Origin of the sequence: Micromonospora noduli, from assembly GCF_003264365.1 — a bacterium.
Classification (GTDB): domain Bacteria; phylum Actinomycetota; class Actinomycetes; order Mycobacteriales; family Micromonosporaceae; genus Micromonospora; species Micromonospora noduli.
The window spans coordinates 96,230-120,445 of the sequence record NZ_PYAK01000016.1 but is presented as its reverse complement, the minus strand read 5'-3'; the positions used below and the strand labels follow the sequence as shown (position 1 = coordinate 120,445).

At 72.7% G+C, this 24,216-nt stretch carries 21 protein-coding genes and 1 pseudogene; 10 read left to right on the top strand and 12 right to left on the bottom strand.

Features of this window, described 5'->3' with window-relative positions; all coding sequences use genetic code 11:
• Positions 1-667: NADH-quinone oxidoreductase subunit C (locus GUI43_RS15375; protein ID WP_112699108.1), on the bottom strand; the 667-nt coding region annotated here is incomplete at its 3' end.
• Positions 668-773: 106 nt separating this feature from the next.
• Here GUI43_RS15375 and GUI43_RS15370 point away from each other — a divergent pair.
• The gene (locus tag GUI43_RS15370; RefSeq protein WP_112584771.1) at positions 774-1,820 is read left to right on the top strand and encodes a glucose 1-dehydrogenase; all 1,047 of its coding nucleotides are present in this window, start codon (positions 774-776) and stop codon (positions 1,818-1,820) included.
• Between the two features lie 16 nt (positions 1,821-1,836).
• On the opposite strand, the gene GUI43_RS15365 is transcribed toward GUI43_RS15370, so the two are convergent.
• Positions 1,837-3,153, bottom strand: coding sequence for a DUF2252 domain-containing protein (locus GUI43_RS15365; protein WP_112699107.1), 1,317 nt, complete (start codon positions 3,151-3,153; stop codon positions 1,837-1,839).
• A 180-nt stretch (positions 3,154-3,333) separates the two neighbouring features.
• Here GUI43_RS15365 and GUI43_RS15360 point away from each other — a divergent pair, with 180 nt between their 5' ends.
• Complete coding sequence (locus GUI43_RS15360) at positions 3,334-4,260, top strand: hypothetical protein (RefSeq protein ID WP_146765910.1); 927 nt, start codon at positions 3,334-3,336, stop codon at positions 4,258-4,260.
• A gap of 54 nt (positions 4,261-4,314) precedes the next feature.
• On the opposite strand, the gene GUI43_RS15355 is transcribed toward GUI43_RS15360, so the two are convergent.
• Positions 4,315-4,896: an NADH-quinone oxidoreductase subunit B gene (locus GUI43_RS15355; RefSeq protein ID WP_112584765.1), complete on the bottom strand. Its 582-nt coding sequence runs from the start codon at positions 4,894-4,896 to the stop codon at positions 4,315-4,317.
• A 195-nt stretch (positions 4,897-5,091) separates the two neighbouring features.
• Here GUI43_RS15355 and GUI43_RS15350 point away from each other — a divergent pair, with 195 nt between their 5' ends.
• Both GUI43_RS15350 and GUI43_RS15345 read left to right on the top strand, forming a co-directional pair.
• Positions 5,092-5,652: a SigE family RNA polymerase sigma factor gene (locus tag GUI43_RS15350; protein ID WP_112584763.1), complete on the top strand. Its 561-nt coding sequence runs from the start codon at positions 5,092-5,094 to the stop codon at positions 5,650-5,652.
• A complete protein-coding gene (locus tag GUI43_RS15345; RefSeq protein WP_112604062.1) occupies positions 5,645-6,853 on the top strand; it encodes a hypothetical protein in 1,209 nt (402 codons plus the stop codon). Before GUI43_RS15350 ends, GUI43_RS15345 begins: the two co-directional genes overlap by 8 nt.
• Positions 6,854-6,913: 60 nt before the next feature.
• Here the strand turns inward: GUI43_RS15345 and GUI43_RS15340 are convergent, their stop codons facing one another.
• Positions 6,914-8,407, bottom strand: a complete 1,494-nt coding sequence (locus tag GUI43_RS15340) for a pyridoxal phosphate-dependent decarboxylase family protein (RefSeq protein ID WP_112584759.1) — start codon at positions 8,405-8,407, stop codon at positions 6,914-6,916.
• A 27-nt stretch (positions 8,408-8,434) separates the two neighbouring features.
• On the bottom strand, positions 8,435-9,820 hold the full coding sequence (locus GUI43_RS15335; RefSeq protein ID WP_112699105.1) for an MFS transporter: 1,386 nt from the start codon (positions 9,818-9,820) through the stop codon (positions 8,435-8,437).
• 168 nt (positions 9,821-9,988) lie between these two features.
• Here GUI43_RS15335 and GUI43_RS15330 point away from each other — a divergent pair, with 168 nt between their 5' ends.
• On the top strand, positions 9,989-10,552 hold the full coding sequence (locus GUI43_RS15330) for a SigE family RNA polymerase sigma factor (protein WP_112584755.1): 564 nt from the start codon (positions 9,989-9,991) through the stop codon (positions 10,550-10,552).
• The gene (locus GUI43_RS33875) at positions 10,545-11,750 is read left to right on the top strand and encodes a hypothetical protein (protein ID WP_112735427.1); all 1,206 of its coding nucleotides are present in this window, start codon (positions 10,545-10,547) and stop codon (positions 11,748-11,750) included. The genes GUI43_RS15330 and GUI43_RS33875 overlap by 8 nt, the downstream gene beginning before the upstream one ends.
• 87 nt (positions 11,751-11,837) lie before the next feature.
• Here the strand turns inward: GUI43_RS33875 and GUI43_RS15320 are convergent, their stop codons facing one another.
• Positions 11,838-12,152 (bottom strand): MGMT family protein, encoded by a 315-nt coding sequence (locus GUI43_RS15320; protein WP_112699104.1) that lies wholly within the window; start codon positions 12,150-12,152, stop codon positions 11,838-11,840.
• A gap of 13 nt (positions 12,153-12,165) precedes the next feature.
• Here GUI43_RS15320 and proB point away from each other — a divergent pair, with 13 nt between their 5' ends.
• Both proB and GUI43_RS15310 read left to right on the top strand, forming a co-directional pair.
• On the top strand, positions 12,166-13,323 hold the full coding sequence (proB, locus tag GUI43_RS15315) for a glutamate 5-kinase (RefSeq protein ID WP_112699103.1): 1,158 nt from the start codon (positions 12,166-12,168) through the stop codon (positions 13,321-13,323).
• Between the two features lie 91 nt (positions 13,324-13,414).
• Positions 13,415-14,656 carry a glutamate-5-semialdehyde dehydrogenase gene (locus GUI43_RS15310; protein ID WP_091402551.1) on the top strand — a complete coding sequence of 414 codons (1,242 nt, stop codon included), beginning with the start codon at positions 13,415-13,417 and terminating at the stop codon, positions 14,654-14,656.
• 12 nt (positions 14,657-14,668) lie between these two features.
• On the opposite strand, the gene GUI43_RS15305 is transcribed toward GUI43_RS15310, so the two are convergent.
• The 6 genes and pseudogenes from GUI43_RS15305 to GUI43_RS15280 form a co-directional block, all read right to left on the bottom strand.
• Positions 14,669-15,556 carry a prenyltransferase/squalene oxidase repeat-containing protein gene (locus GUI43_RS15305; RefSeq protein ID WP_112584749.1) on the bottom strand — a complete coding sequence of 296 codons (888 nt, stop codon included), beginning with the start codon at positions 15,554-15,556 and terminating at the stop codon, positions 14,669-14,671.
• A 93-nt stretch (positions 15,557-15,649) separates the two neighbouring features.
• A complete protein-coding gene (gene moeZ, locus GUI43_RS15300; RefSeq protein WP_112584748.1) occupies positions 15,650-16,831 on the bottom strand; it encodes an adenylyltransferase/sulfurtransferase MoeZ in 1,182 nt (393 codons plus the stop codon).
• Between the two features lie 123 nt (positions 16,832-16,954).
• Positions 16,955-17,776 carry a DUF3152 domain-containing protein gene (locus tag GUI43_RS15295; protein ID WP_112584747.1) on the bottom strand — a complete coding sequence of 274 codons (822 nt, stop codon included), beginning with the start codon at positions 17,774-17,776 and terminating at the stop codon, positions 16,955-16,957.
• Positions 17,777-17,879: 103 nt separating this feature from the next.
• The gene (locus GUI43_RS15290) at positions 17,880-18,725 is read right to left on the bottom strand and encodes a DUF3152 domain-containing protein (RefSeq protein WP_112584746.1); all 846 of its coding nucleotides are present in this window, start codon (positions 18,723-18,725) and stop codon (positions 17,880-17,882) included.
• Between the two features lie 5 nt (positions 18,726-18,730).
• Positions 18,731-19,705 (bottom strand): alpha/beta fold hydrolase, encoded by a 975-nt coding sequence (locus GUI43_RS15285; protein WP_112584745.1) that lies wholly within the window; start codon positions 19,703-19,705, stop codon positions 18,731-18,733.
• Between the two features lie 23 nt (positions 19,706-19,728).
• Positions 19,729-21,441, bottom strand: a pseudogene (locus GUI43_RS15280) (hypothetical protein); the annotation flags it as partial.
• Positions 21,442-23,246: 1,805 nt separating this feature from the next.
• Between GUI43_RS15280 and GUI43_RS15275 the strand changes: the two are divergent.
• Entirely contained in the window at positions 23,247-23,885 is a 639-nt protein-coding gene (locus tag GUI43_RS15275; RefSeq protein WP_030489514.1) for a TetR/AcrR family transcriptional regulator, read from the top strand.
• Positions 23,886-23,949: 64 nt separating this feature from the next.
• Positions 23,950-24,177 carry a DUF3107 domain-containing protein gene (locus GUI43_RS15270; protein WP_088950288.1) on the top strand — a complete coding sequence of 76 codons (228 nt, stop codon included), beginning with the start codon at positions 23,950-23,952 and terminating at the stop codon, positions 24,175-24,177.
• Positions 24,178-24,216 lie beyond the last annotated feature (39 nt).

The following is a 24,216-nucleotide window of genomic DNA, read 5'->3' as shown; positions in this document are numbered from 1 at the left end:
CCGGGGCGGGCCGTGCCGGACGCTCACGCGCCGGTCTGGCCGGGGTGCCGCCACGCGGGCCCTCCCCCACCCCACCGGCGCCGGCCGGGGTGGGCGTGGGCCCCCACTCGCCCGGAGCGGGAACGCCAGGCGGGCGGATCGGTCGGCGCCCGCCGCCGGCCTCGGACTCGCCCGGCTCTTTCGCACCCGGCCAGGGCTTCGCCACCCGGGAGGCCAGCACGAACTCCTTACGCAGCGGGTGACCCTCGAACTCTGGCGGCAGAAGCAGCGGCAGCAGTTCCCCATGCCCGGCGAAGTCGATGCCGAACATCTCGTGCGTCTCCCGCTCGTGCCAGGCCGCACCGGGGTAGACGTCGACCACCGAGGCGACAGTGGGCGCGCCGCGCGGCAACCGGGTACGCAGCAGCAGGCCGTGACGCAGTCGCGTCGACCAGAGGTGCGCCACCACGTCGAAGCCCTCGGCCAACTCGTCGACGGCGGAGAGCCAGTCGAAGAAGTCGCAGGCCAGCTCGGCGTCGTCACGGGCGGCGGAAACCGCGGTCAGCCAACTCGCGGGCGGCACATCGACTGTGGCCCGGGCGAAACGTTGCCCGCCGGAGACCGACGGGGTCGCCTCAACCGGCGCGAGCAGCGCGACCAGTCGAGCGCCGACCTCTTCGGGAGTCATGCCGCTGATCCTAGTGCCGCCCGGGCCCGCACCTGGCCGCCGCCGATGCCCAGCGGATCTGCCGGCTTTCGGCGCGGCGCACGCCTCGGCGGGGAAAGATGAGGGCGTGCGCGCTGTGACAGTGAGACCAGGGGTCGCCAATTCGCTGAACCTCGTCGAGGATCAGCCGGAGCCGGCTGCCGAGGAGGGCTCTGTCCTGGTCGAGGCGCTGGCGGTGGGGATCTGCGGCACCGACCACGAGATCATCGCCGGGGAGTACGGCGAGGCGCCGCCGGGTGCCGACCGCCTGGTCATCGGGCACGAGTCGCTGGGCCGGGTGATCGAGGACCCGAGCGGCACCCTGCAACCTGGCGACCTGGTGGCCGGGATCGTCAGGCATCCCGATCCGGTGCCCTGCCCGAACTGCGCGGTCGGCGAGTGGGACATGTGCCGCAACGGCCAGTACACCGAACACGGCATCAAGGGACTGGCCGGGTTCGCCCGCGACCGCTGGCGGGTCGAGCCGCAGTTCGCGGTCGCGCTCGACCCGGCACTGGCCCAGGTCGGCGTGCTGCTGGAGCCGACAAGTGTGGTGGCGAAGGCCTGGGACCACATCGAGCGGATCGGGCACCGGGCCGAGTGGCAGCCGCAGACTGTGCTGGTGACCGGTGCCGGGCCGATCGGTCTGCTGGCCGCGTTGCTCGGCACCCAGCGTGGGCTCACCGTCCACGTGCTGGACCGGAACACCGAGGGGCCGAAGCCGGAGCTGGTCGCCGGGCTCGGCGCCACCTACCACACGGTGCCGGTAAACGACCTGCCCTTCGAGCCGGACGTGGTGATCGAGTGCACCGGCGCTCCCACTGTGGTCCTCGACGTCATGTGCAAGGCGGCCCCGACCGGAATCGTCTGCCTGGCGGGGGTGTCCAGCGGTGGCCGGACCATCGACTTCGACGCCGGGGCGCTCAACCGGGCGCTCGTGCTGGAGAACAACGTGGTGTTCGGCTCGGTGAACGCCAACCGGCGACACTGGACCCTGGCCGCGGAGGCGCTCGCCCGCGCCGACCAGGTCTGGCTCGAGTCGCTGATCACCCGGCGGGTGCCGGTGAACCGGTACGCCGACGCGTACACCCCCGGGCCGGACGACATCAAGGTGGTGCTGGAGTTCGCGTCCTGAGCGACGCCGCGCCCGATCAGATGCCCGGCAGTCGACCGTTGCGGAACAGGTCGACGAAGAGCTGATGGTCCTGGCGGGCGCGCACCCCGTACGCGTGCGCGAAATCCACCAGGTGGGCGACGAATCCCGGCTCGTCGGCGTCCACCGCCGCGACGATCGCCTCCTCGGTGGAATAGTCCACCAGGTCGTGACTGGATTCGTCGTCGGCGACCGAGTGCATCCGGGCCACCGCCCGGCCGAGGTCGACGAGAACCCCGGTCAGCTCCTCCGGCTCGTTCACGTCCGACCAGTCCAGATCGGCGGCGTACGGGGAGACCTCGGCGACCAGCTGACCGGCCCCGTTCAGCTCGGTGAAGCCCAGCCACGGGTCGGCGTGCGCCTGCAACGCCCGCTGCGACTCGGCGGTCCGGTGCCCCTGGTGCTGGAAGTAGCCGCGGACCGACTCATCGGTGACGTACCGCGCCACGGCCGGCACCTGCGCCTGCTTCATGTAGATGACGACGTCGTTCTCCAGCGCCTGGGTGTGCCCCTCCAGCAGCAGGTTGTACGACGGCAGCCCGGCCGAGCCGATGCCCACCCCCTTGCGCAGCACCACGTCCTTGATCCGCGCGGCCACCGGGCGCAGCTGCGTCGAGGCGCTTGGCAGGGTGCCCAGGTAGTCCTGGAAGGCGGCGCTGACCAGATCCCGGGTGGCGTCGTCGATTTCGAAGACCCCGTCGCCGATGGAGAAACGTCGCTCGTAGTTGTCGATGGTGGTCTGCGCGGCGAGCAGGTCCACGCGGGTGTTGAGCCGGGCCCGTTGGAGCACCCGGCGCAGCACCCCGTCGGCGTTGTCCAGGGTGATCGAACCGATCGCGTCGTCACCACCGGCGGCGATGGCCCGCAGCTCGGTCAGGTACGACCGGGCGAACCCGGCCACCAGTTCCCCGATCGCCGTGTCGGAGAGCGCCTTGCCGTAGCCGAGCAGGGCCACGCTGGCCGCGAGCCGACGCAGGTCCCAGGTGAACGGCCCGACGTACGCCTCGTCGAAGTCGTTGACGTTGAACACCAGCTGCCCCGAGGCGTTCATGTAGGTGCCGAAGTTCTCCGCGTGCAGGTCACCGTGGATCCACACCCGGCTGGTCAGCTTGTCGGAGAACCGGTCGTCGGCGAAGTCGCCGAGCTGGTCGGCGTAGAACAGCGCGGCGCTGCCCCGGTAGAAGGCGAACGGCGAAGCCGCCATCTTGCGGAACTTGCGGCGGAAGGCGGCCGGGTCGATCGCCATCGACGCGCCGAACTCCTCGGTGAGCACGTCGACGATGTGGGTGGACCGCTGGTCCGCTGAGCTGCTCATAGTGCGCAGGCTAGTGCGGCGGGTCCACAACGGGGTGGCGAACGGGCCCATCCATCGATCATGCTGTCTGGGTCACGGCGCGGGGGCCCGGACACCACGGTCACGTCGGTCGATCGCGTCGCTGCCAAGCGCGGGCGACAGGTCCCTCGCCGGGCGCCGACCACGGAGGACCAGATACAGATGCTCCACAAAACGGGGACCCTACTCACCGCCGCGCTGCTCGGCCTGACGGCGACGATCGGCGGGGCCGGACCGGCCGCGGCCGCACCGTCGACCTCCGCCGACGCTCCCACGTTCTCACTGAGCCGGCTGGTGCTCGAGCCGACCGAACGCGGCTACCGGGGCAGCCTTCGGGTGACCATCACCAACAACAGCGACAGCACGCAGGGCTTCTACTTCCGGGTCCGTGAGGCGGTGGCCGGCTCCTTCTCCGGGGGCGTGGAGTCACGCTGCGAATCGGACGGCGTGGAGGAGGGGCGGTTGGTCCGCACCTGCGCCCTGCCGAACGGCAACGACCTGGCCCCGGGTGAGTCCCGCAGGGCAACTGTCGAATTCCAGGTGCTGACCACCCCTCGCAGCTACCCGATGATCGCAGCGGGCGGCCTGGTCACCGCCTACTCGTACGAGACCGGATCGTTGGGCACCGTTCCGTTCAGCGCGCAGTTCCGCTCCCTCGACGGCAAGCTGACCCGCCCACAGACGTACGTGCAGGACACTCAGGCGGACGCGTCGGTCGAGCTGGCCGGCCCGGTGACCGACGGCCCCGAGAACACCCGGCGGGTGCCGCTTCGGGTCCGGTACGGCGGTGACGCCCCGCAACTCGGCCACTCGCTCACCGCCACGCAGCTGCCCGCCGGGTCGATGATCCTCTTCACCGATCCCCATGACGGTCCGGTGTACGGCCCGCAGGCTTTCGTGCCGGGCGGGCTGCTGATGCAGGGTGAGGAGCGCGACGTGGCGCTGTTCATCAGCCGGCCGACCGACCCGGCGGACGAGTCGGCCACGATCACCGTGGAGCTGGCCACCCACTACTGGATGGGAACGATCTCCGACGTCGACCCGAGCGACAACACCGTCACGTTCAACCTGGCCCTGCCGACCAGCTGACCAACCAGCGGACGGCCGCCGCCCGGATCAACTCCGGGTGGCGGCCCACCGCCCTCAGCTGGCGGTGGGTGGGCGTACCGGCGGGGCGGTGAGCGAGTCGACCGAGCGTGGCGCGGCGGCCTCACGAGGCGGGGCGTCCAGCGGCGCGGCCAGCACGTCCCGTTGCGGCACACCCCCGATGCCGGACTGCTCGGCGGCGATCTTCTCTTGCAGGCGCAGGATGCCGTGCAGCAGCGCCTCCGGCCGGGGCGGGCAGCCGGGCACGTACACGTCGACCGGGATGAGCTGGTCGACGCCCTTGGTCACCGAGTACGAATCCCAGTAGGGGCCGCCACAGTTGGAGCAGGCGCCGAACGAGATGACGTACTTCGGCTCGGGCATCTGGTCGTAGAGCCGCTTGATCGCCGGGGCCATCTTGTCGGTCACCGTGCCGGAGACCACCATCAGGTCGGCCTGGCGGGGGCCGTGGGCGAACGGGATCACGCCGAGTCGGATGAAATCGTGCCGACCCATGCTGGTGGCGATGAACTCGATGGCACAGCAGGCCAGACCGAAGTTGAAAACCCAGAGCGAGTAGCGGCGCCCCCAGTTCAGCACGAACCGGATCGGCTCACCGAGCACTGCCGGCACCTGCACGACCGCCCCCTCTCCTCACCGACAGTGAATCACAGACGGCGTCCGTGCGGTCCGGCGGTGATCGGCGCGAGCGGCCCACCAACTGTCTCGGAGCCGACAAGGATCGGCAGCGATTGACGCGCAACCTGCCGGCGCGCTCGCTTGTGTGACCGGTGCTGGCAAACACACCGCCGGCAGTCGCCACGGGGAGGACGAGTGCTTGTGACACGAGATGTGCGGGTGGGTGGACGCCCACCGGACCCACCGGGAATCGCAACCTCCGCGTCGACAGAGCTGGTCTTCGACGACTTCTACCACGCCCACTTCCGCGGCCTGGTGGTGCAGTTGACCGCGTACACGGGCGACCGGGGGCAGGCGCAGGAACTGGTTCAGGAGGCGTTCTGTCGGGCGTACGCCCGCTGGGACCGGCTCGCCGCGTACCAGGACCCCCTGGCCTGGGTCCGTCGGGTCGCCTGGAACCTCGGCCACAACCGTTGGCGGCGGCTGCGGACCGCCCAGCTGTGGCTGCTGCGGCAGCGGGAGACACACGTTGCGGAGCCGAGCCCGGACCGGGTCGCCCTCGACGCCGCGTTGGCGAAGTTGCCGCCGAAGCAGCGGCGGGCCGTCGTACTGCACTACCTCGCCGACCTGACGGTCGCGGAGATCGCCGCCCAGGAACAGGTCGCCGAAGGGACTGTCAAGTCCTGGCTGCACCGGGGCCGCACCGCACTCGCCACCCACCTACGCGACACCAATGAGGAGGTGCGGGATGTCTGAGCAGGAGACCCTTGACCTCGCCGAAGAGTTCGCCCGTTACCGCCGTACCGCGCTGGCGGAGGTCGAGGCGCCGGGACCCGCCGCCGTTCGACGGACCGTACGAGGCCGCGGCCGACGCCGGCTGGCTGCCAGCGCCACGACGGCGCTCGCCCTGTTCGGCGGGTCTGCCGTCGGATACGCGGCGTTGAGCGGCCCGGACCACCGGCCCGGTCCGGTCGACCCGACGCCGAACATCTCGGAGTCACCGACGCCGACGCCGATGCCGACGAGTCCGACCCCCAGCCCTGCCGGGACCAGTGCCAGCCCGGCCACAACCGTGCCGGACGGCCGGTTCAGCCGGGCCCAGCTGCTGGGGGTGCCGGTGACCCTGCCGGCATGGCGGGCCGGACCAGGCTGCCCGACGTCGCAGACGCGGCTCACCGCCGATGCCAGGGAGGACGCGAACTGGCTCTTGGCGATCGACCACGGCGACCTCGACGGCGACGGCGCGGTGGAGACGGTGGCGCTCGTGCAGTGTGTGCTCGGCACCCGCGGGCCGATGCAGGTGGTCGCCTTCGACCGCGACAAGGAAGGAAAGGTGACGACGGTCGGCCGGGTGGTCGCGACCACCATCGACAAGCCGCAGTGGCTGTTCGCGCTGGACGTCGTGGGCGACGGCACGGTCCGCGTGCAGGTCGGTGACATCGCTCCCGGGGGCGGTTGGCCCGCCGAGTGGTCACAGCGGCAGTGGCGGGGCTACCGCTGGAACGGCGACGGCTTCGCCCAGGTCTCCGGGCCGACGGCCTTCGGTCAGAATCCGCACTCGGCGGACGTCTCGGTCACCGCCACCGACCTCGTGCTGACCACGGCGGACGACGGCTCCCGAACCGGTACGGCCACCGTGCGGGTTCGCAACCGGGGCACCAAGCCGGTCGCCCACGTGGACCTGCGGCTGGGCGTACCCGCGGCGGTGCGGCCGGACGTCGACGGATGGGCCCCGTGCGGGGGCGAGCCCCAGGACACCAGCGAGCCGGTGACCTGCACCCTCGGTCGGCTGGCGGCGGGGGCGGAGGTGCGGCTGGACCTCAGTTTCCGGGTGGCCAAGGGGGTCGCGCTGGGCACCGGAAAGGCCGACGTGCGGGTCTGGGCGATGGACGCCGGATTCGACTTCCTGTTGGACGTCAACGACGCCGACAACCAGGTGCGGATGACCTACCGCTGAGCATCCGGTCGCCGGCTGCTACGTACGCCACGGGGGCGTACGTAGCGGCCGGCGCTCCGGTCACCAGGTGGGACGTTGCAGCAGCCCGACGAACTCGACCAGCAGCCGCTCCCGCAGGGCCGGCGGCGCGGCGTCGAGCAGCGTGTTCACCACCGCCATCCGCTCCGGCAGCGGCGCACCATCGGGCTCGCCGCCCATGCCCAGCCCAGCGGCCAGGCCGGCGACCAGCTCCGGGGTCAGCGCGTCCGGGGTCAGCGACGTCGCCAGCGCCGTCAGTTCAGGCGGAAGGGCGACCGGACCGGCCGCCTGGGCTGCGGCCACCGCGTCGGTCAGGTCCGGTCCGAACTCGGCGACCCGGGGCGCGACCGCGGCGGTCACCGTGAGGTGCACGCTGGCGGGCAGGCCGTCGTACGACAGTTGGGGTTGGGTGTGCCAGCCGCGCGCGGTCAGCTCGTCGACCAGGACGAACAGGTCGGGGCCACCCTCGGTGGCGGTGAAGCAGACGACTGTCGACTCCGGCTCGGCCATCAGCCGTAGCCCGTCGACGGCGCGGACCGCGTCGGCCAGCCCGGTTACCGCGTCCCGGGTGGTGGCGGTCAGCCGCAGGTAGCCCTCGTCTCCGAGGTGCCGCAACGTGGCGTACGCGGCGGCGATCGGGCCGCCCGAGCGGGTGGACGCGATCACCGGATTGATCATGGTGTAGCCGGGCCAGTCGGCGTACGCGAAGTACTGCGGGGCGCGCAGCGTGGCGTCGCGGTGCAGCAGCACGGACACCCCCTTCGGCGCGTACGCGTACTTGTGCAGGTCGACCGAGATGGAGGTGACCCCGGGCACCGCGAAGTCGAACGGCGGCACCGGCTCCCCGAGCCGGCGCAGGTACGGCAGGGTCCAGCCGCCGAAGCAGGCGTCCACGTGGCAGCGCACCCCAGCCTCGGCCGCGGCGGCCGCGATCTCCGCGACCGGGTCCACCACCCCGTGGGCGTACGACGGCGCGGAGCAGGCGACCAGCACCGTCTCCGGGCGGATCGCGGCTGCCATCGCGGCCGGGTCGGGACGCAGCGTCTCCGGGGAGACGGGCACGACGTCCAGCGCCACCCGCAGGTAGTGCGCCGCCTTGGCGAACGCCGCGTGCGCGCTGGACGGCACCACGATCCGGGGTGCGGCGATCTCCGGGTGCGCGTCCCGGGCTGTCTTGACGGCGAGGATCAGCGACTCGGTGCCGCCGCTGGTGACGCTGCCGACGACGTCCGGGGCGGTGGTGCCCGGGCCGGCGCCAAGCACCCGGCCGGCGGCGCCGACGAGCGCGTTCTCCATGGCCAGCAGGGACGGGAACGCGGTCGGGTCCAACCCGTTGACGTGCGCGCTCTCCCGGTGGGCGGCGGCGGCCAGCTCGTCCAGGCCGGGCACCGCCGGGTCGTAGACGTACGCGAACAGCCGTCCCCCGTGGGTGGGCGCGTCACTCGCCCGCAGCTCCCGCACCTCTTCCAGAACCCGTTCCGCCGGAACCCCGGTAGCGGAAAGCGCCCCAGCCTCAACCCTGTTCTCGTCGATCATGGAGTTACGGTGCCCTTCTCGTGACGGTCAACGACGTTCGTCCCCCAGCACAACCCCACGATCCGCCAGGTCGCTGTGGGCGGTGAGGGTGTACTGGCGGAGCAGAAGGATCGGAGGGGCGATCAGCAGGGCCGGGATCAGCGTGAAGCCGAGGAGGACACCCAGCCTCGCCGTGTCGGACTGGGCCGCCGCCGAGCCGGTGTCGGAGGACACGTAGCCGGAGAGCTGGAGCACCAGTCCGTAGATGCCCGGGCCGAGCGCCAGGCCGAAGGTCTCCCCGGCGGTCCACAGCCCGGTGAAGACGCCCGCCTGCCGTCGACCGGTGCGCGCCGTCTCGTGCGCGATGCAGTCCGGCAACATGGCCAGCGCGAAGACCTGCTGCCCGGCGTACCCCACGCCGATCAGCGCGACCACGAGATAGACGGCCACCGCCGGCAGCACCGGGGCGGCGACCAGGGCGAACGCGCCGACGGCGAGGATGAGTGAGGCGACGACCAGCGCGGTGCGCTTGCCCAGCCGGGCGCCGATCCGGCTCCAGATCGGCATCACCAGCAGCGCCGGCCCGACGAAGCAGACGAAGAGCAGGGTCGGCCCGCTCTCCTCGTCGCGCAGGATCTGCCCGGCGAAGTAGTTGACCCCGGCCAGGATCGTCGCCACCCCGGCGGACTGCACCACGAAGCAGATCAGCAGTGCCCGGAACGGGCGGTTGGCACCGGCCACGGCGAGTTGGGCGCGCAGCGTCGGCTCGCTCGCGCCCACCGTTCCGGTCGGCGCGGACCGGGTGCCCAGGAACGCGCCGAGGGCGCCGAGGGCGATCAGCACCGCCACGAACAGGCCCATCCAGCGGTGCCCGGCCACGCCGTCACCACCGGCGCTCACCACCAGCGGCGCGACCGCTCCGGAGACCAGGATGGCCAGCGCCAGCACCGCGATCCGCCAGGTCATCAGCCGGGTGCGCTCGGCGTAGTCGCCGGTCAGCTCCGCCGGCATCGCCACGTACGGCACCTGGAAGAAGGCGAACGCGGTGGCGGTGGCGAGGAACGCGAACGCCACATACGCCACGGCGGCCGGACCGTTACCGAAGGGCGCGGCGAAGATCGACGCGAACAGGACGGCGAGCGCGAGGCCGGCGACGAGCAGGTACGGCCGGCGAGCCCCCCACCGTGACCGGGTGCGGTCGGAGATCCGCCCGGCGACCGGGTTGACCAGCACGTCCCAGGCTTTCGGCAGCAACACCAGCAGGGCGGCCAGCCCGGCGGCCACGCCCAGGGTGTCGGTCAGGTACGGCAGCAGCAGCAGACCGGGCACGGTGCCGAACGCTCCGGTCGCCAGTGAACCGAGCGCGTAGCCGGCGTGCACCGACCGGGGCAGCGAGCCGGTGGCTGACGAGCCGGCGCCCGGCGGCGTTTTCATGGGCCCGAATGTTACTCACGTTATTTCGAGGGCTGACCAACCTGCCGGCCCTGGTACGCACAGCCGAACAGTCAGGTTGACGGCAGTACAGGCCCGCAACCGCCGTCACCGTGTCGGAGTGTTACCGGTGCCCAGGGCTGACCAGCCTGGCGGTAACGGGGAGGGGCAGTGACAGCAACGATGGGAGCCCGCGCCAATGAGCCACCGGCGGCACGGCCGGCCGGCGGAGTGGTCGCGGCGACGATCACCTTCGACGACTTCTACTACGCGCATTTCAGCAGCGTGACCGCTCAGTTGTGCGCGTACACCGGGGATCTGGGGCACGCGCAGGACCTCGCCCAGGAGGCGTTCTACCGAGCGTTGGCCCGCTGGGACCGCCTGGTCCGGTACGACGACCCGGTGGCCTGGGTCCGGCAGGTCGCCTGGAACCTGGCCCGGAGCCGCTGGCGACGCTTGCGTACCGCCCGCAACCATCTGCTGCGGCAACGACGCACCGAGGCGGAGGTGGCCGGCCCGACCCCCGACCGGGTGGCGATCGACGCGGCGCTGGCGCAGTTACCCGCCAACCATCGCCGAGCGGTCATCCTGCACTACCTCGCCGACCTCTCCGTCAGTCAGATCGCCGCTCAGGAAGGGGTGGCCGAGGGCACCGTGAAGTCCTGGTTGCACCGAGGCCGGACGGCCCTGGCCGGGCTGCTCGACGAGAACACCGAGGGGGTGTGCGATGTCTGACCTCGACCCGCGACTGCGCGAGCGGCTCACCGCGTACCGCAATGATGTGGTCACCCAGATCGCCGGCCCCGGCCCCGACCAGGCCCGACACCTCCTGCGCCGACGCCGGCGGATGACAGCCGTGGCCGTGGCCGCCGCGGCGGTCATTCTGGTGGTGGCCCCCGTCGTCGCCAACGCCGCACTGCGCGGTGACCAGAACAGGCCGGTGCCGGCGGAGTCCGTCCAACCCACCGCCCCGTCGACCTCGGCACCGACGCCCACACCGCCCACGTCGCCGTCGGCGACCACGAGCACTCCGAACGCCCCGGACGGGCGGATCAGTCGGGCCCAACTGCTCGCCACCCGGGTCGACCTACCGAGTTGGCCGTCGGGGATGGCGGAGGGCGGCTGCACCACCTCGAAGGTTCGGCTCAAGACCAACACGACGGACACCTTCGTGTCGATGTTGGCGGACGCCCCGTTCAGTTACGGCGACCTGGACGACGACGGCGCCGTCGAGACCCTCGCCGTCGTCGCCTGCCGGTACGGCGAGGCGTCGGCAAAGCAGGTGGTGGCCTTCGACCGGGATCTGGACGGTCGAATCGTGACTGTCGGCAGGGTGGTCCGGACCGGTGACGGGTTCGACGACATTCGCGCCGTGGAAGTCCACCGGAACGGGTCGGTCGAGGTGCGCGTGGCCGACATCGTGCCGTGCTGTGGCACACCGGTCTACCTGCGCCGAGAGCAGGTGCGGACGTACCAGTGGGACGGGAACCGATTCGGTCAGACCGACGGCCCCACGGCATTCGGCAAGGACCCCCGACTCACCGACCTGAGGTTGCGCATGACCCACGAACTGGTCGACGTCCCCGGTACCGACACCCGGCGCAAACTCACCACCGTCCTCACGGTCACCAACGCCGGGCCGCTCGACGCGCCCCAAATCTCTATCCGTGGCTTCGGCTTCGAGGCGGCGGGCGGGGACTGGTCGAAGTGCGACCCGAAGCACGCGGCCGAGACTGCCAACCGGTCGTGCCTGCTACCCGGAGTACCGGCCGGTGGGTCGCGGCGCTACACGTTCGTGCAACTGGTGCCGGGTGAGCCCGGGCCCGACGCGCACATCCGCGGATTCTGGGTCGCCCACCACGACGCCCAGGACCGCGAGTGGCCCGATCTGAAAAGGGACGACAACAGCGTCGATCTCCCGTTCAAGCTCTAATCCACCTCGCGGTGCCCCGTCCCTAACCCGGAAGGGGCACCGCACCGCTCGCGATCCGCGCCACCGACCGCACCCGCTCGGCGATGGTCACCGAACCTCGTCCGGCGACCAGCCCGCCGCCGCGATGTCCACTCCCTCGCCGCGCAGCGGCACTCCCTCGGCCCGCAGTCGGGCCCGCGCCTCCCGCTCGTGCCCCGGCGGCAGTCGCCCACTCGCGGTCACCACCCGATGCCAGGGCACCGAGCCCCCGTGCCGGGCCATGATGTTGCCGACCAACCGGGCCGAGGCACGCCCCGAGCGCTCGGACAGCGCGTCGGCCACCCCGCCGTACGACATGACCCGGCCCTCCGGGATCCGCTCGACCAGGTCGAGCACCGCCTCGACGTACTCGTCTGGAGTCACAATCCGCCACCATATGGGAACGCCGCCGGGCGGTGCGGCAGTGACCACGCAGAATGGTCGGGTGCGCGACGCAGTCACGACGGCCCGGCGGGTCGTCGTCAAGATCGGATCCTCCTCGTTGACCACCGCCACCGGCGGGTTGGCCGACGAGCGCGTCGACACGCTGGTCGACACCCTCGGTCGACTCACCGCCGAAGGGCGCGAGGTGGTGCTGGTCTCCTCCGGCGCCATCGCCGCCGGGCTCGCCCCGCTCGGGCTGTCCCGCCGCCCGCGCGACCTGGCCACCCAGCAGGCCGCCGCCAGCGTCGGGCAGGGGCTACTGATCGGCCGGTACGCGGCCAGCTTCGCCCGGCACGGCCGCACCGTCGGGCAGGTGCTGCTCACCGTCGACGACGTGACCCGGCGAGCGCACTACCGCAACGCGTACCGGACGCTGCGCAAGCTGCTCGACCTGCGGGCGGTGCCGATCGTCAACGAGAACGACACGGTGGCCACCCAGGAGATCCGGTTCGGCGACAACGATCGGCTGGCCGCCCTGGTGGCCGCGCTGGTGCACGCCGACCTGCTGGTGCTCCTCTCCGACGTGGACGCGCTCTGGACCGGCGACCCCACCAACCCACGCTCGACGCGGATCGCCGAGGTGCGCGACGACGCGGACCTCGCCGGCATCACCATCGGCGGGGCCGGTCGGTCCGGCGTCGGCACCGGTGGCATGGTGACCAAGGTCGAGGCCGCCCGGATCGCCACCGGCTTCGGCATCCCGGTGGTGCTCACCGCCGCCGACCTGGCCACGCCGGCGCTGGCCGGCGAACCGGTCGGCACGCTCTTCCACCCGCAGCGGCGACGGCCGACGGCCCGGCTGTTCTGGCTGGCCCACGCCACCTCGCCCCGGGGGCGGCTGCACCTCGACCCGGGCGCTGTCGCCGCCGTCGTCGGGCGGCGCAAGTCGCTGCTCCCGGCCGGCATCACCGCCGTGGACGGCACGTTCACGGCCGGCGACCCGGTGGACCTGGTGGACAGCGCCGGCGCACCGGTCGCCCGAGGGCTGGTCAACTACGACGCGGTGGAGCTACCCGGGCTGCTCGGCCGCTCCACGTCCGAACTCGCCGCGGCGCTCGGCCCGGCGTACGAACGAGAGGTCGTCCACCGCGACGACCTGGTGCTGCTCTAAGGAGTCAACAATGAGTGAGCGTCCAGCGAGCGAATCATCGGCTCAGGGCTTGGCTGCCTCAGGGTGGCACGGAGCGCAGCGGAGTGCCGGCATGAGCGTGACCGAGCAGGCGCGACGGGCGAGGGACGCCGCCGCGGAGTTGGCCGTGGCCACGCGTACGGTCAAGGACGCCGCGCTGGTGGCGATGGCCGACGCGCTGGTGGCGCGTACACCGGAGATCCTGACCGCGAACGAGACGGACCTGGCGGCCGGCCGTGAGGCCGGGCTGAGCGCGGCCGTGCTGGACCGGCTCGCGCTCGACGCGGGTCGGGTGGCCGGCATCGCCGACGCGTTGCGTGAGATGGCCGCGTTGCCCGACCCGGTCGGCGAGGTGGTCCGCGGGTCCACCCTGCCCAACGGCCTGGAGCTACGCCAGATCCGGGTGCCGTTCGGGGTGGTCGGCATCATCTACGAGGCGCGGCCCAACGTGACGGTGGATGCCGCCGGGATCTGCCTGAAGTCCGGCAACGCGGCGCTGCTGCGCGGGTCGTCGTCGGCCGCGCACTCGAACGCCGCGCTGGTAGCGGTGCTGCGCGACGCGGTCGCCGGGGCGGGTCTGCCCGCCGACGCGGTGCAGTTGCTCGATGCCAGCTCCCGCGACTCGGTCAAGGAGCTGATGCGCGCCCGGGGTCTCGTCGACGTGCTCATTCCGCGCGGTGGCGCGTCGCTGATCCGTACCGTGGTCGAGGAGTCGACAGTGCCGGTGATCGAGACCGGGGTGGGCAACTGCCACGTCTACGTCGACGCCGCCGCCGACCTGGCGAAGGCCGTCGCGGTGACGCTGAACGCCAAGACGCAACGCCTGTCCACCTGCAACACGGCCGAGTCGCTGCTGGTGCACGCGGGCATCGCCGACGCGTTCCTGCCGCCGGTGCTGGCCGCGTTCGCCGAGGCGGGGGTGACGGTGCACGGCTCGCCCGAGGTGGCCGCCCACTCCGCCGCCGTGGTTCCGGCGACGGAGGAGGACTACGCCACCGAGTACCTGTCCGCCGACATCTCGGTGGCGGTGGTCGACTCGCTGGACGCGGCGGTCGCGCACATCCGCCGCTTCGGCACCGGGCACACCGAGGCGATAGTCACCGACTCGGCGAGCGCGGCCCGCGACTTCGTCGCGAGGGTGGATGCAGCGGCGGTGATGGTGAACGCGTCGACCCGGTTCACCGACGGGGGCGAGTTCGGCTTCGGTGCGGAGATCGGCATCTCCACCCAGAAGCTGCACGCTCGCGGTCCGATGGGCCTGCCCGAGCTGACCAGCACCAAGTACGTCGTCACCGGCGACGGGCACGTGCGCTAGCGGCGGGGCGGCTCAGCCGGGCGGCGCGGGCCGGGCCGCCCGGATCGCGGCCAGCGTGGCGTGCACGTCGAACTGGTGGCCGTCGTCGCTCTCCCAGCCGCCGTCGCTGCGCTGGGTCTCGGTCAGCCGGCGCAGCGCCCGCACCATGATCCAGTCCTGTGGGTCGACGCCGGCGCGGCGCAACGTGGCGGCCAGCCACGCCACGTCCCCGGGGGACATCTTCGGCATCCGCTCGGCGAGCACCACCTGGATCCGGGCGGACTCCTGGAACATCTCCTGCCGGTGCAGCACGGCCGCGCTCAGCCAGCCGGCGGCGAGGTAGGACGGCCAGCTACCGTCCGGGCGCAGCCGCGCGGCGAGCGAGTGGGCCGCCGCCTGCACCACCCCGGCGTACGCCCCACCGACCCGATGGTCGAGCGGACCCGAGGCCCGGGCGTCCAGGCCAGCGACGGTGAGCCAGAAGCCGGCGTTGGCCGACACGAGGAACCCGGCCTCCGGGTCGCCGGGACGGGCCCACTCCGGTGCCGAGTCGGCCAGCGACGCGTCCTCTTCCCAACCGCCGTCGGCCTGCTGCCGGGACGCCAGCCAGTCCAGGGCGCGGCGGGCGGCGGGACGGCCGAGCCCGCCCAGGTCGTCCAACTCCACGAGCCGGAAGCAGGTGGCGTCGATCGAGGCGACCTCGCCGCCCCAGGTGGCCGGCCAACCGCCGTCTGGTGACTGGCCGACCTCGGCCGTCTCCAGCAACTCGGCGGGCACGGCGGTGCCGTTGCGGAGCCAGGAGAGGCGGGCGCGTTCCACCGCATCCCCATGCGCCACGACGAACCCGATCGCGGCTTCCAAGTCGACCACGGCGGAGACGCTACCTGCGCAGACGCGATGCCGCCTCAGAGAATCGGCCAGCCCGGAATGGCTGCGTCGCTCCGGCCGGACGGCCGCTCGGCGTCATCTGCGTCGATTTGCCGGGGCGGCTACGCGGCCGCCCCGGCTCGATCGTCAGTACGCGGGCAGCGACGGGTCGATCTGCTTGATCCAGGAGAGCACGCCGCCCTGCACGTGCACGGCATCCTTGAATCCGGCTGCCTTGAGCGCGGCGAGCGCCTCCGCCGAGCGGACGCCGGACTTGCAGTGCAGCACGATCTGCCGGTCCTGCGGCAGCTTCGCGAGGGCCTCACCGGAGATGATGTCGCCCTTGGGGATCAGGGTGGCGCCGGGGATCTGGACGATCTCGTACTCGGCCGGCTCGCGTACGTCGACGAGGAAGATGTCCTTGCCGGCGTCCTGCCACTCCTTGAGCTCCAGGGCGGTGATGGTCGAGTCGAGCGTCGCCTCCTGGGCCTCCTCGGAGACCGCGCCGCAGAAGTCCTCGTAGTCTTCCAGCAGGTCGGTGACCGTCGGGTTGTCGCCGCAGAGCGCGCAGTTCGGGTCCTTGCGGACCTTGATCTTGCGGTATTCCATCTCCAGGGCGTCGTAGACCATCAGGCGACCGACCAGCGGCTCACCGATGCCGGTGAGCAGCTTGATCGCCTCGTTCACCTGGATCGACCCGATCGACGCGCAGAGCACCCCGAGCACGCCACCCTCGGCGCAGGAGGGGACCATGCCGGGCGGCGGCGGCTCCGGGTAGAGGCAGCGGTAGCAGGGGCCGTGCTCGGCCCAGAACACCGACGCCTGGCCGTCGAAGCGGTAGATCGAGCCCCAGACGTACGGCTTACCCAGCAGCACCGCCGCGTCGTTCACCATGTAGCGGGTGGCGAAGTTGTCGGTGCCGTCGACGATCAGGTCGTACTGGGCGAAGATCTCGCGGACGTTCTCGCGGTCCAGCGCGGTGTTGTGGATCTCCACGTTGACCAGAGGGTTGATCTCGCGGATCGACGCGGCGGCGGACTCGGCCTTGGAACGGCCGATGTCGGAGACGCCGTGGATGACCTGGCGCTGGAGGTTCGACTCGTCGACGGTGTCGAAGTCGATGATGCCGAGCGTGCCGACCCCGGCCGCGGCGAGGTACAACAGGGCGGGCGACCCGAGGCCACCGGCGCCGACGCAGAGCACCCGGGCGTTCTTCAGCCGCTTCTGGCCGGTCACCCCGACGTCCGGGATGATCAAGTGACGTGAGTAGCGGCGGATCTCGTCTACGGTCAGCTCGGCGGCGGGCTCGACGAGCGGGGGCAACGACACGGTGGACTCCCCGGGATCGGCGGTGTGAACCGCGCCATTGTTGCTCGCGGGAGCCCTCCTCGGCCATGAGGGACGACACGTGGTCCGGTATGCGGGAGCGGGAATAACCGACGAGCCGGCAGATCAGGGGACGATGTCCCCCGCGTAGCGACGCCCGTCGAGGTACGGCCAGGCGTTGGCGACGCAGCCCTGCAGCCCGTACGTCTGCTGCTGCATCACCGGGGCGGGCTCCCCCGGGCCGGGGCACGCCTCGTGCTCCTCACCGAACTCGTGGCCCACCTCGTGATTGATGACGTAGGTGCGGTAGGTGTCCAGCGAAGCGCCGTAGTCGGGGACCGCCTCCATCCAGCGGGCCAGGTTGATGATGACCTGACCGGGCAGCCGACAGGAGGTGTAGCGCTCGGTGGTCAACCCGCCCTCGGCGCACATCCGCTCGGACGTGACCGGGGTGGCCAGGTAGATGGTGAAGTCGGCGGCCCCGGCGTCGGCCACCCGTTGCACCCGCAGCTCATCGGACGCGATCCAACTGCGCGGGTCGGCCAGCACCTCGTCCACACTGGCGGCGAACACGTCGGCGTCCTGGCCGGCGCCTCGTTCGACGACGACCCGGTATCGGTGCAGCGGCCCGTCCGCACCGTGCACGGGCGTCTCGCCGTCGGCTGCCGTGAAGCGTCCCGCTCCGACCGACGGATAGCCGGTGGGCGCCGGGTGCGCGGCCACCCCACCTCCGTGGCCCATCCCGCCCTGCGTGGTGGCCGGGGGCTCGGACGACGGCTCGCCGCCCCGGCTCACCGTCACCCCGATGGCGGCCGCGAGCACGAGCAGGCCGAGCAGCATGCTGCGACGACGACGCCGGTGCATCCGGACGAACGCGGGACGCACGCCCCGCAACGCCGACCGGGGCTCGGGCGGCCGGGGCGGGCCGTAAGGGGACGACGGCGTCATGGGATCAAGCCTGCCAGATTATTCGGGCATTTCTCCATTTTTATCGCTATTACCGCAAGACGCCTGATGGAGGGTCAATGGTCGGCGTGTCAGGCCGATCAACTCACAGGGCGGGACCGGTGTATCGACGCCCGTTCAGGTACGGCCACGGGTTGACCCGGCAACCGTTGAGGAAGAGCGTCTGCTGCATCATCACGGGTGCCGGGCGGCCCGCACCGGGGCAGCGCTCGTGCCGATGCCCGAGCTGGTGACCCACCTCGTGGTTGACCACGTACGTCCGGTAGACCGCCAACGGCACACCGGCCGAGACGAAGTGCGGCACTGACAATCGCCACCGATCCAGGTTGATGATCACCTGGCCGGGCGCCCGACAGGACGTGTACGGACGACCGTTGATCCGGATGTCCACCCCACCCTTCGCGCACATCCGACCCGCGGTGCGGGCAGTGGCCAGGTAGACGGTGAAGTCCCGAGGCGCAGCCCCCGGCACCTGCTGTAGCCGCAACCTGCCGCTGTCGACCCAACTGCCCGGCCCGGCGAGCGCCGCTTCAACCGCCTGGGCGAACTCGGTGACGTCCTCAGCACTGCCCGACTCCACCGCGACCCGGTAACGCCGCAGCTCACCCGCCCGACCGAGCACCGGGCCGGAACGGGCGTCGTAGCCGAACCCGCCCGTGCCGGCGCTCGGAACCGCGCCGGGCACCCGCAACACCGGGGGCGGGCTGGACGGAACCGCGGCAGACGGCGAGGGGTCGGGCGGCAGCGGCCCGGCCACCAGCGGCGGCGCACCGATCTCCTCGGCGGCCAACCGGTCAGCACCGGGATGCCCACCCGGCCCCTCGGCGATCACGGTCACCGCCGCGCCAACGGCCACCACCACCGCCACCAGTTGGGCGAACAGTGCGAAACGTCGCCGACGGCGAGCAGGATGGCGGGCTGAGCTGGGCATCCAGGTCAGCCTGCCAGATCAGACCGCCCCGCGGCGTCCTCCGTTTCGGCGAGCAGGCCGACCACCGCGCGGGCAACCAGCCGGGGAACCTCCAACTGCGCCACATGGCCGACGCCCTGGAGCATCATCAATCGGCTGTCCGGAATGACCCGGGCGGTCTGCGGCGCGACCCGCACGTCGACCAGACGGTCCTGCAGACCGCCCACCACCAGGGTCGGTGCGCGTACCGCCTCGGCGAGGCGCCACAGCGACCCCGGCCCCGGCAGGTACGCCCGCAGGAAGCTGGAGACCAGCCCACGGAACGTCCGGACGTACGCGGCGGCGTAGTGCTCGGCCTCGTACCGCACCCGGATCTCCTCCAGCGCCTCGGCCCGGCGCTGATCGCAGATCCGGCTGAGGTCGGCGACGCACGCCTCCAGCACCTGCTGGGCCATCACCTCGGGAGCGAGCTGGGTGAGGTGCCGGGCGACCAGCCGCTCACCCCGGGGAATGGCGAGCACCGGCAGCATCCGCCCCTGCAACGAGCGCCGGAAATCCAGGAACGGCAGCGCCGGGGAGATCAGGGTGAGGGTGCGGACCAGATCCGGCCGGAGCCCGGCGACCTGGACCGCGACCGCGCCACCCAGCGAGTTGCCGAACAGGTGCACCGGCCCTCGACCGGTTTGCTTGATCCAGCGGACGACCAGATCCGCGAAGGCCGGAATCGTGTAGCTCGGGCCCGGCTCGCTACGGCCGAAGCCGGGCAGGTCGATGGCCTGACCGTCCAGCCGGTCGGCGAGCAGCCCGGCCAGGTCGGTCCAGTTCTGCGACGACCCGCCCAACCCGTGCACGTACAGCGCCGGCTCCGCGCCAACGGCGGTGGCCGGGGTGTCCCGGACGTACGTGACCCGGCCGTCCAGGCGGACTTCCCGGCCCGGCCACGGCGGCGGAACGCGGTCGTCGGGGAGCAGGTGGTCCGGCCAGAGGGTGGCGCGTCTCATCGCTCCAGTCTGCCTCGAACCACTCAGGACAGCAGCGCCTCCAGCCGACGGTTGACCGCCGCCAGCGTCGCCCGGACCACCGCCTGACGCGGATCACCCGCGACCAGGGCCGACCCGGCGAGCTGCTCGACCCAGCCCTCACAGACCAGCAGCGCCACCACGGTGGCCACCTCGCAATTGCCGAACGGCACCACTGCCGCGTGTTCGACGAAACAGCGCCCCCGCTCGGCGTTCTCGGCACCGCGCAGCAACTCGTCCACCGCGGCCGCCGCCGCCACCGCGCAGAGCCGCAACACGTAGCCGTCAACCGCCGGCCCGGTGGCGTACCCGGAGGCGCTGTCGCCCCCGGCCAGCAGCCGGACCTCCACGTTCGCGTCCAGGCCGAAGGTGCTGACCTGCACGTGGTCGATCACCACCCGGGGCCCCGGCGTACCGCCGGTCTCCAGCGGCCGGGACGGCGCCGACTCCGTCGTGGTCACCTGACCACCGGAGTACGACGTGCCCAGCGTCGCCGGGCTACCGGTCGCGGCGCCGGTCGGCGCGGACGAGACCGACCCGGGTTCCTCCACCGTGGCGCGCCCCCGGTGCGGAGCGTTCGACCGGCGGCGGCGCGTCGGATCCGTGCCGGTCCGCTGCTCCGGGCCGGACGGCGGGGACTCGACCCGACCACCGGACGGACGGACGACCGTCGGCGACTCGGCCGACCGAACCTCGCCGCCATCGCGCGAAGCCGCGTTTCGAGTCTCCGGGGTACGCCGCTCGGCGGCCTCAGCCGCGCGACGGCGAACCGGTGGAGGTGGCGTGCTGGGCAGACCGGGCACGTTCTGCGGGGCCGCGGCCAACCCCATCCGCTCCTGGAGCAGCCGGGCCACCTGCCGGCTCACCTCGGCCGGATCGGCGCCGTCGGCCAGGTCCAGTCGCAGACTGTGCGCTCCCGCCGGCGTACGGCGCAGGGCCGCGTCGCGGACACCGGCCACCTCCCGGACGGCGTCCAGGATGGCGTTGACATCGAACCCCTCGGGGCGCTCGCGCAGGGGGGCCGGCTCGTCGTCCCGGCGCAGGTGAGTGGCGATGCGGGCGAGTTCTGGAGTTTCGGCGGGTGGCTCCACGGCTGGCGGCTCCGGCACGACGGGCACGTCCGGTTCCGCGGGGACGCGCTGCGGCAGCACCGCCGCGCTCGCAGCCGACGGCCGGCCATCGTCGGCCGGCGACGTCGGGTCGGGTGCGGATCGGCGCGCCGCGTAGGCGGAGGCGGACGCCGGTACGGGCTGATCGCGGCGGCCGGAACCCTTGGTGGCGGTGGGCGGGACCGCCGCGGTGGAGGACGGGGTGGCGTCAGTCGATGGCAAGCCGTTGACCGGCGCGGCCGGTGGGGGCGGCTCGACGGGTGACGGACCGGGCTCGGGTGTCGCCGGCCGGAGCCGGAACGGTGCGGTCGGTCGGACGTCGGGCCGGGACCGACCGGGCGTCTCGCCTCCGTCGCCCCCACCGGCGCTGGCCGACCGGCTGGCCGGCCACGACGGGCGCTCGACCGGGGTGGCCGGGAGCCGACCCTCGGACCAGTCCGGCCGCTCGGCCCGGGAACTGCTCGCCGTCGGCGAACCACCGGTCCAGGACGCGCGCTCGGCGACCAGCGACGGGCCTGCCGGAGCCGGTGGCGTGTCGGTCAGCGTGGGAGGTGGCCCGGCCGGAGCCGGAGGCGGGCCGGCGGGTGCCGGAGGTATCGCCTCGGCCGGTGCGGGCGGGTCGGCCGATGCGGGGCTGGAGGCCCAGGAGGGTCGCGTCGACGGGGAGCTGGCCGGTGCCGGATCGGCACCAGCGGCCCAGGACGGTCGCGTCGACGCCGCGCTGCTCGCGGGCGGTTCGGACCCGCCAGCCCAGGACGGTCGTACCGGCGGCACGCTGGTCGCCGCCTCGGACCCGCCGGCCCAGGACGGCCGCACCGGCGGCACGCTGGTCGGCGTCGGATCGGACCCCCCGGCCCAGGAGGGCCGCGCGGGCGACGCGCTGGTGGGGTCGGGATCGGCCCCGCCAGCCCAGGAAGGACGGTCGGGCCGGGGTCCGCCGGTCGCCCCGGACCCCGCCCAGGACGGCCGGTCAGCGGGCGGACCACTGGTCGGCGTCGCACCACCCGCCCAGGACGGCCGGTCAGCCGGTGGACCACTGGTCGGCGTCGCACCACCCGCCCAGGACGGCCGGTCAGCCGGTGGTGCGCTGGTCGGTTCGGCGGGGCGTTCCGGGGTGGACTCGGACTCGCCCCGGCCGGGTTCGTACGCCCGCGGCGGATCGACGCTCACCGGCTCGTACGGGCGGGGCACCTCGGCGCGCACCGGCTCGTACGGCTGGTGGGGTTCGCCGACCCAGTCCGGCGCCGGCTCGTCCCGTGCTGTCGGGCCAGCCGGCTCGTCGTCCTGGCGGGACCAGGGCGGGGCCCACCCGCCACCCCAGCTCGGGCGGTTCCAGCTCGGCCCCGACCAGTCGGGCTCGATGGCCGACGACTCCCCGGCCCGGTGCGTTTCACCGGGACGGTGTGCGTCCCCGGTGCGATGCGCCTCTCCGGAGCGATGCGCCTCTCCGGAGCGATGCGCCTCTGCCGGCCGGGAGCCTTCGCCAGCGCGACCGGGCTCGCCCTCGTCGGCGGACGCGGCCGGGCCCGGGGTGCGCCCCGAGGCCGCCGCGGGCTCGGGTGCGAGCGGGTCCCGCCAGTCGCGTGGCGCGGTCGGACTCTCGTCGGCGGCCAGCCGCTCGCCGGTCGGCGCGTGGAAACCGGGCGGCACCTCGAAACCCGACGCCGCGGTGCCGACGGGCGGCACCTGGACGGCCGGTGGGGCCGAGGTGGGCAACCCGGGCTCGGCCCAGCGGGCACGGTGCGTGGCAGCCGGATCGACGGTGGAGTGTGGGGCGGGGCCCGGGTCGGGCTCGACGGCACCCTGCTCCGTCGGCGGTGCGGGACGTTGGGCGGGCACCACGAGCCGGTCGCTGGCCACCCCGGGGCGACCCTCGGCGGGCAACCCGGGCGGGGCGCTCACCGGCGTGGCGCGTCCCGCAGGCGGTTCGAGACCGGTGTGGTGGACGCCGTTGACGTCGTCCGGGTGGTGCGCGCCGTTGACGTGGTGGCCGTTGGTGCGGGCCGGCGACTCGGGGTCGCCTGACCGTCCGACCAGCGGCGATGGCAGATCGCCGTGCCGTGTCGAGGAGGTCCGCCAGCCCGACGCGGGGTCGGGCTGCCAGCGCGGCGCCTCATCCCGGGCGTCCTCGCGGTCGGCGGCTCGGGGCCACCCACCCGCCGGAGGCGCCCACCCACTGACGGAACGGCTCGGGTCGTCGTGCTGACCCGCTCCGTCACCGTGCTCTCCCGGGGTGGCGGCTCCGGGTTGCCCTGTTTCACTCACCGCGCGCTCCTTGGTCGCCCCCGCTGAGGCTACCGTGTGCCGAGAGTGGCGATAAGTTACAGCGGCGGGCCATTTCCACGACCGAGGTCACGGGCCTCGCCCGGTCTGGGGGGAAAATGCCGGCTCGTACGGAGAACTCGGAGGATCCCATGACCGCTGCGGGGAACGGTGCACAGACCGCTGGCCGGCCCACCCGCCTGCCCCGCTCCGCGCGTCGTAAGCAGCTTCTCGCTGCGGCGCAGGAGGTGTTCGTCGCGCAGGGCTACCACGCCGCCGCGATGGACGACATCGCCGAGCGGGCGGGGGTCTCGAAGCCGGTGCTCTACCAACACTTTCCCGGAAAGATGGATCTCTACCTGGCGCTGCTCGACACGCACTGTGACGCCATCGTCGCTCAGGTGCAGGACGCGATGCGCGGTACCAGCGACAACAAGGAGCGGGTCAGCGCGTCGGTACGGGCGTACTTCGACTTCGTCGACCACGAGAGCGAGGCGTTCCGGCTCGTCTTCGAGTCGGATCTGCGCAACGACCCGGCCGTGCGGCAGCGGGTGGAGCGGGTCGAGCAGGGGTGCATCGCGGCGATCACCGACACCATCATCTCCGACACCGGGGTGAGCCGGGCGCACGCCGAGCTGCTCGCCTCCGGGCTGGTCGGCGCAGCGGAGACGGCCGCGCAGTTCTGGCTGGCCGGCGGCCGGCAGGTGCCGAAGGCCGAGGCCGAGGCGTTGGTGGCCGCGCTGTCCTGGCGGGGCATCGCGAGCTTCCCGCTGCAAGGTGAGTCAGCCTGACCGCTGGCCCCGTGATCGGATAGCCTTCGCAGGGCGGTTCTTTCGCCCCAGTTGAGGAGGCACAGTGGAGGTCAAGATCGGCGTGCAGTACGCGCCACGCGAGCTGGTAGTGGACAGCGCGCAGTCGCCGGCCGAGATCGAGCAGATCGTGACCGACGCCTTCGCCGGCAACGGCGGCACGCTCTCCCTGACCGACGAGAAGGGCCGGCGGGTCATCGTTCCGGTCGAGAAGGTCGCCTACGTCGAGATCGCCGAGGCGTCGTCCCGGGCGGTCGGGTTCACCGTCCGCTGACCGGTCCGGCCATCGCGGCAGGTCGGCACTCGGCCCACC

What these genes read in the sequence shown, in the direction of transcription:
- GUI43_RS15335 (WP_112699105.1), bottom strand. Translation starts at nt 9,820, where the DNA reads ATGAAAACGCCGCCGGGCGCCGGCTCGTCAGCCACCGGCTCGCTGCCC.
- GUI43_RS15275 (WP_030489514.1), top strand. Translation starts at nt 23,247, where the DNA reads ATGACCGCTGCGGGGAACGGTGCACAGACCGCTGGCCGGCCCACCCGC.
- GUI43_RS15295 (WP_112584747.1), bottom strand. Translation starts at nt 17,776, where the DNA reads ATGACGCCGTCGTCCCCTTACGGCCCGCCCCGGCCGCCCGAGCCCCGG.
- GUI43_RS15340 (WP_112584759.1), bottom strand. Translation starts at nt 8,407, where the DNA reads ATGATCGACGAGAACAGGGTTGAGGCTGGGGCGCTTTCCGCTACCGGG.
- GUI43_RS15365 (WP_112699107.1), bottom strand. Translation starts at nt 3,153, where the DNA reads ATGAGCAGCTCAGCGGACCAGCGGTCCACCCACATCGTCGACGTGCTC.
- proB (WP_112699103.1), top strand. Translation starts at nt 12,166, where the DNA reads ATGGGAACGCCGCCGGGCGGTGCGGCAGTGACCACGCAGAATGGTCGG.
- GUI43_RS15310 (WP_091402551.1), top strand. Translation starts at nt 13,415, where the DNA reads ATGAGCGTGACCGAGCAGGCGCGACGGGCGAGGGACGCCGCCGCGGAG.
- GUI43_RS33875 (WP_112735427.1), top strand. Translation starts at nt 10,545, where the DNA reads ATGTCTGACCTCGACCCGCGACTGCGCGAGCGGCTCACCGCGTACCGC.
- GUI43_RS15345 (WP_112604062.1), top strand. Translation starts at nt 5,645, where the DNA reads ATGTCTGAGCAGGAGACCCTTGACCTCGCCGAAGAGTTCGCCCGTTAC.
- GUI43_RS15290 (WP_112584746.1), bottom strand. Translation starts at nt 18,725, where the DNA reads ATGCCCAGCTCAGCCCGCCATCCTGCTCGCCGTCGGCGACGTTTCGCA.
- GUI43_RS15285 (WP_112584745.1), bottom strand. Translation starts at nt 19,705, where the DNA reads ATGAGACGCGCCACCCTCTGGCCGGACCACCTGCTCCCCGACGACCGC.
- GUI43_RS15360 (WP_146765910.1), top strand. Translation starts at nt 3,334, where the DNA reads ATGCTCCACAAAACGGGGACCCTACTCACCGCCGCGCTGCTCGGCCTG.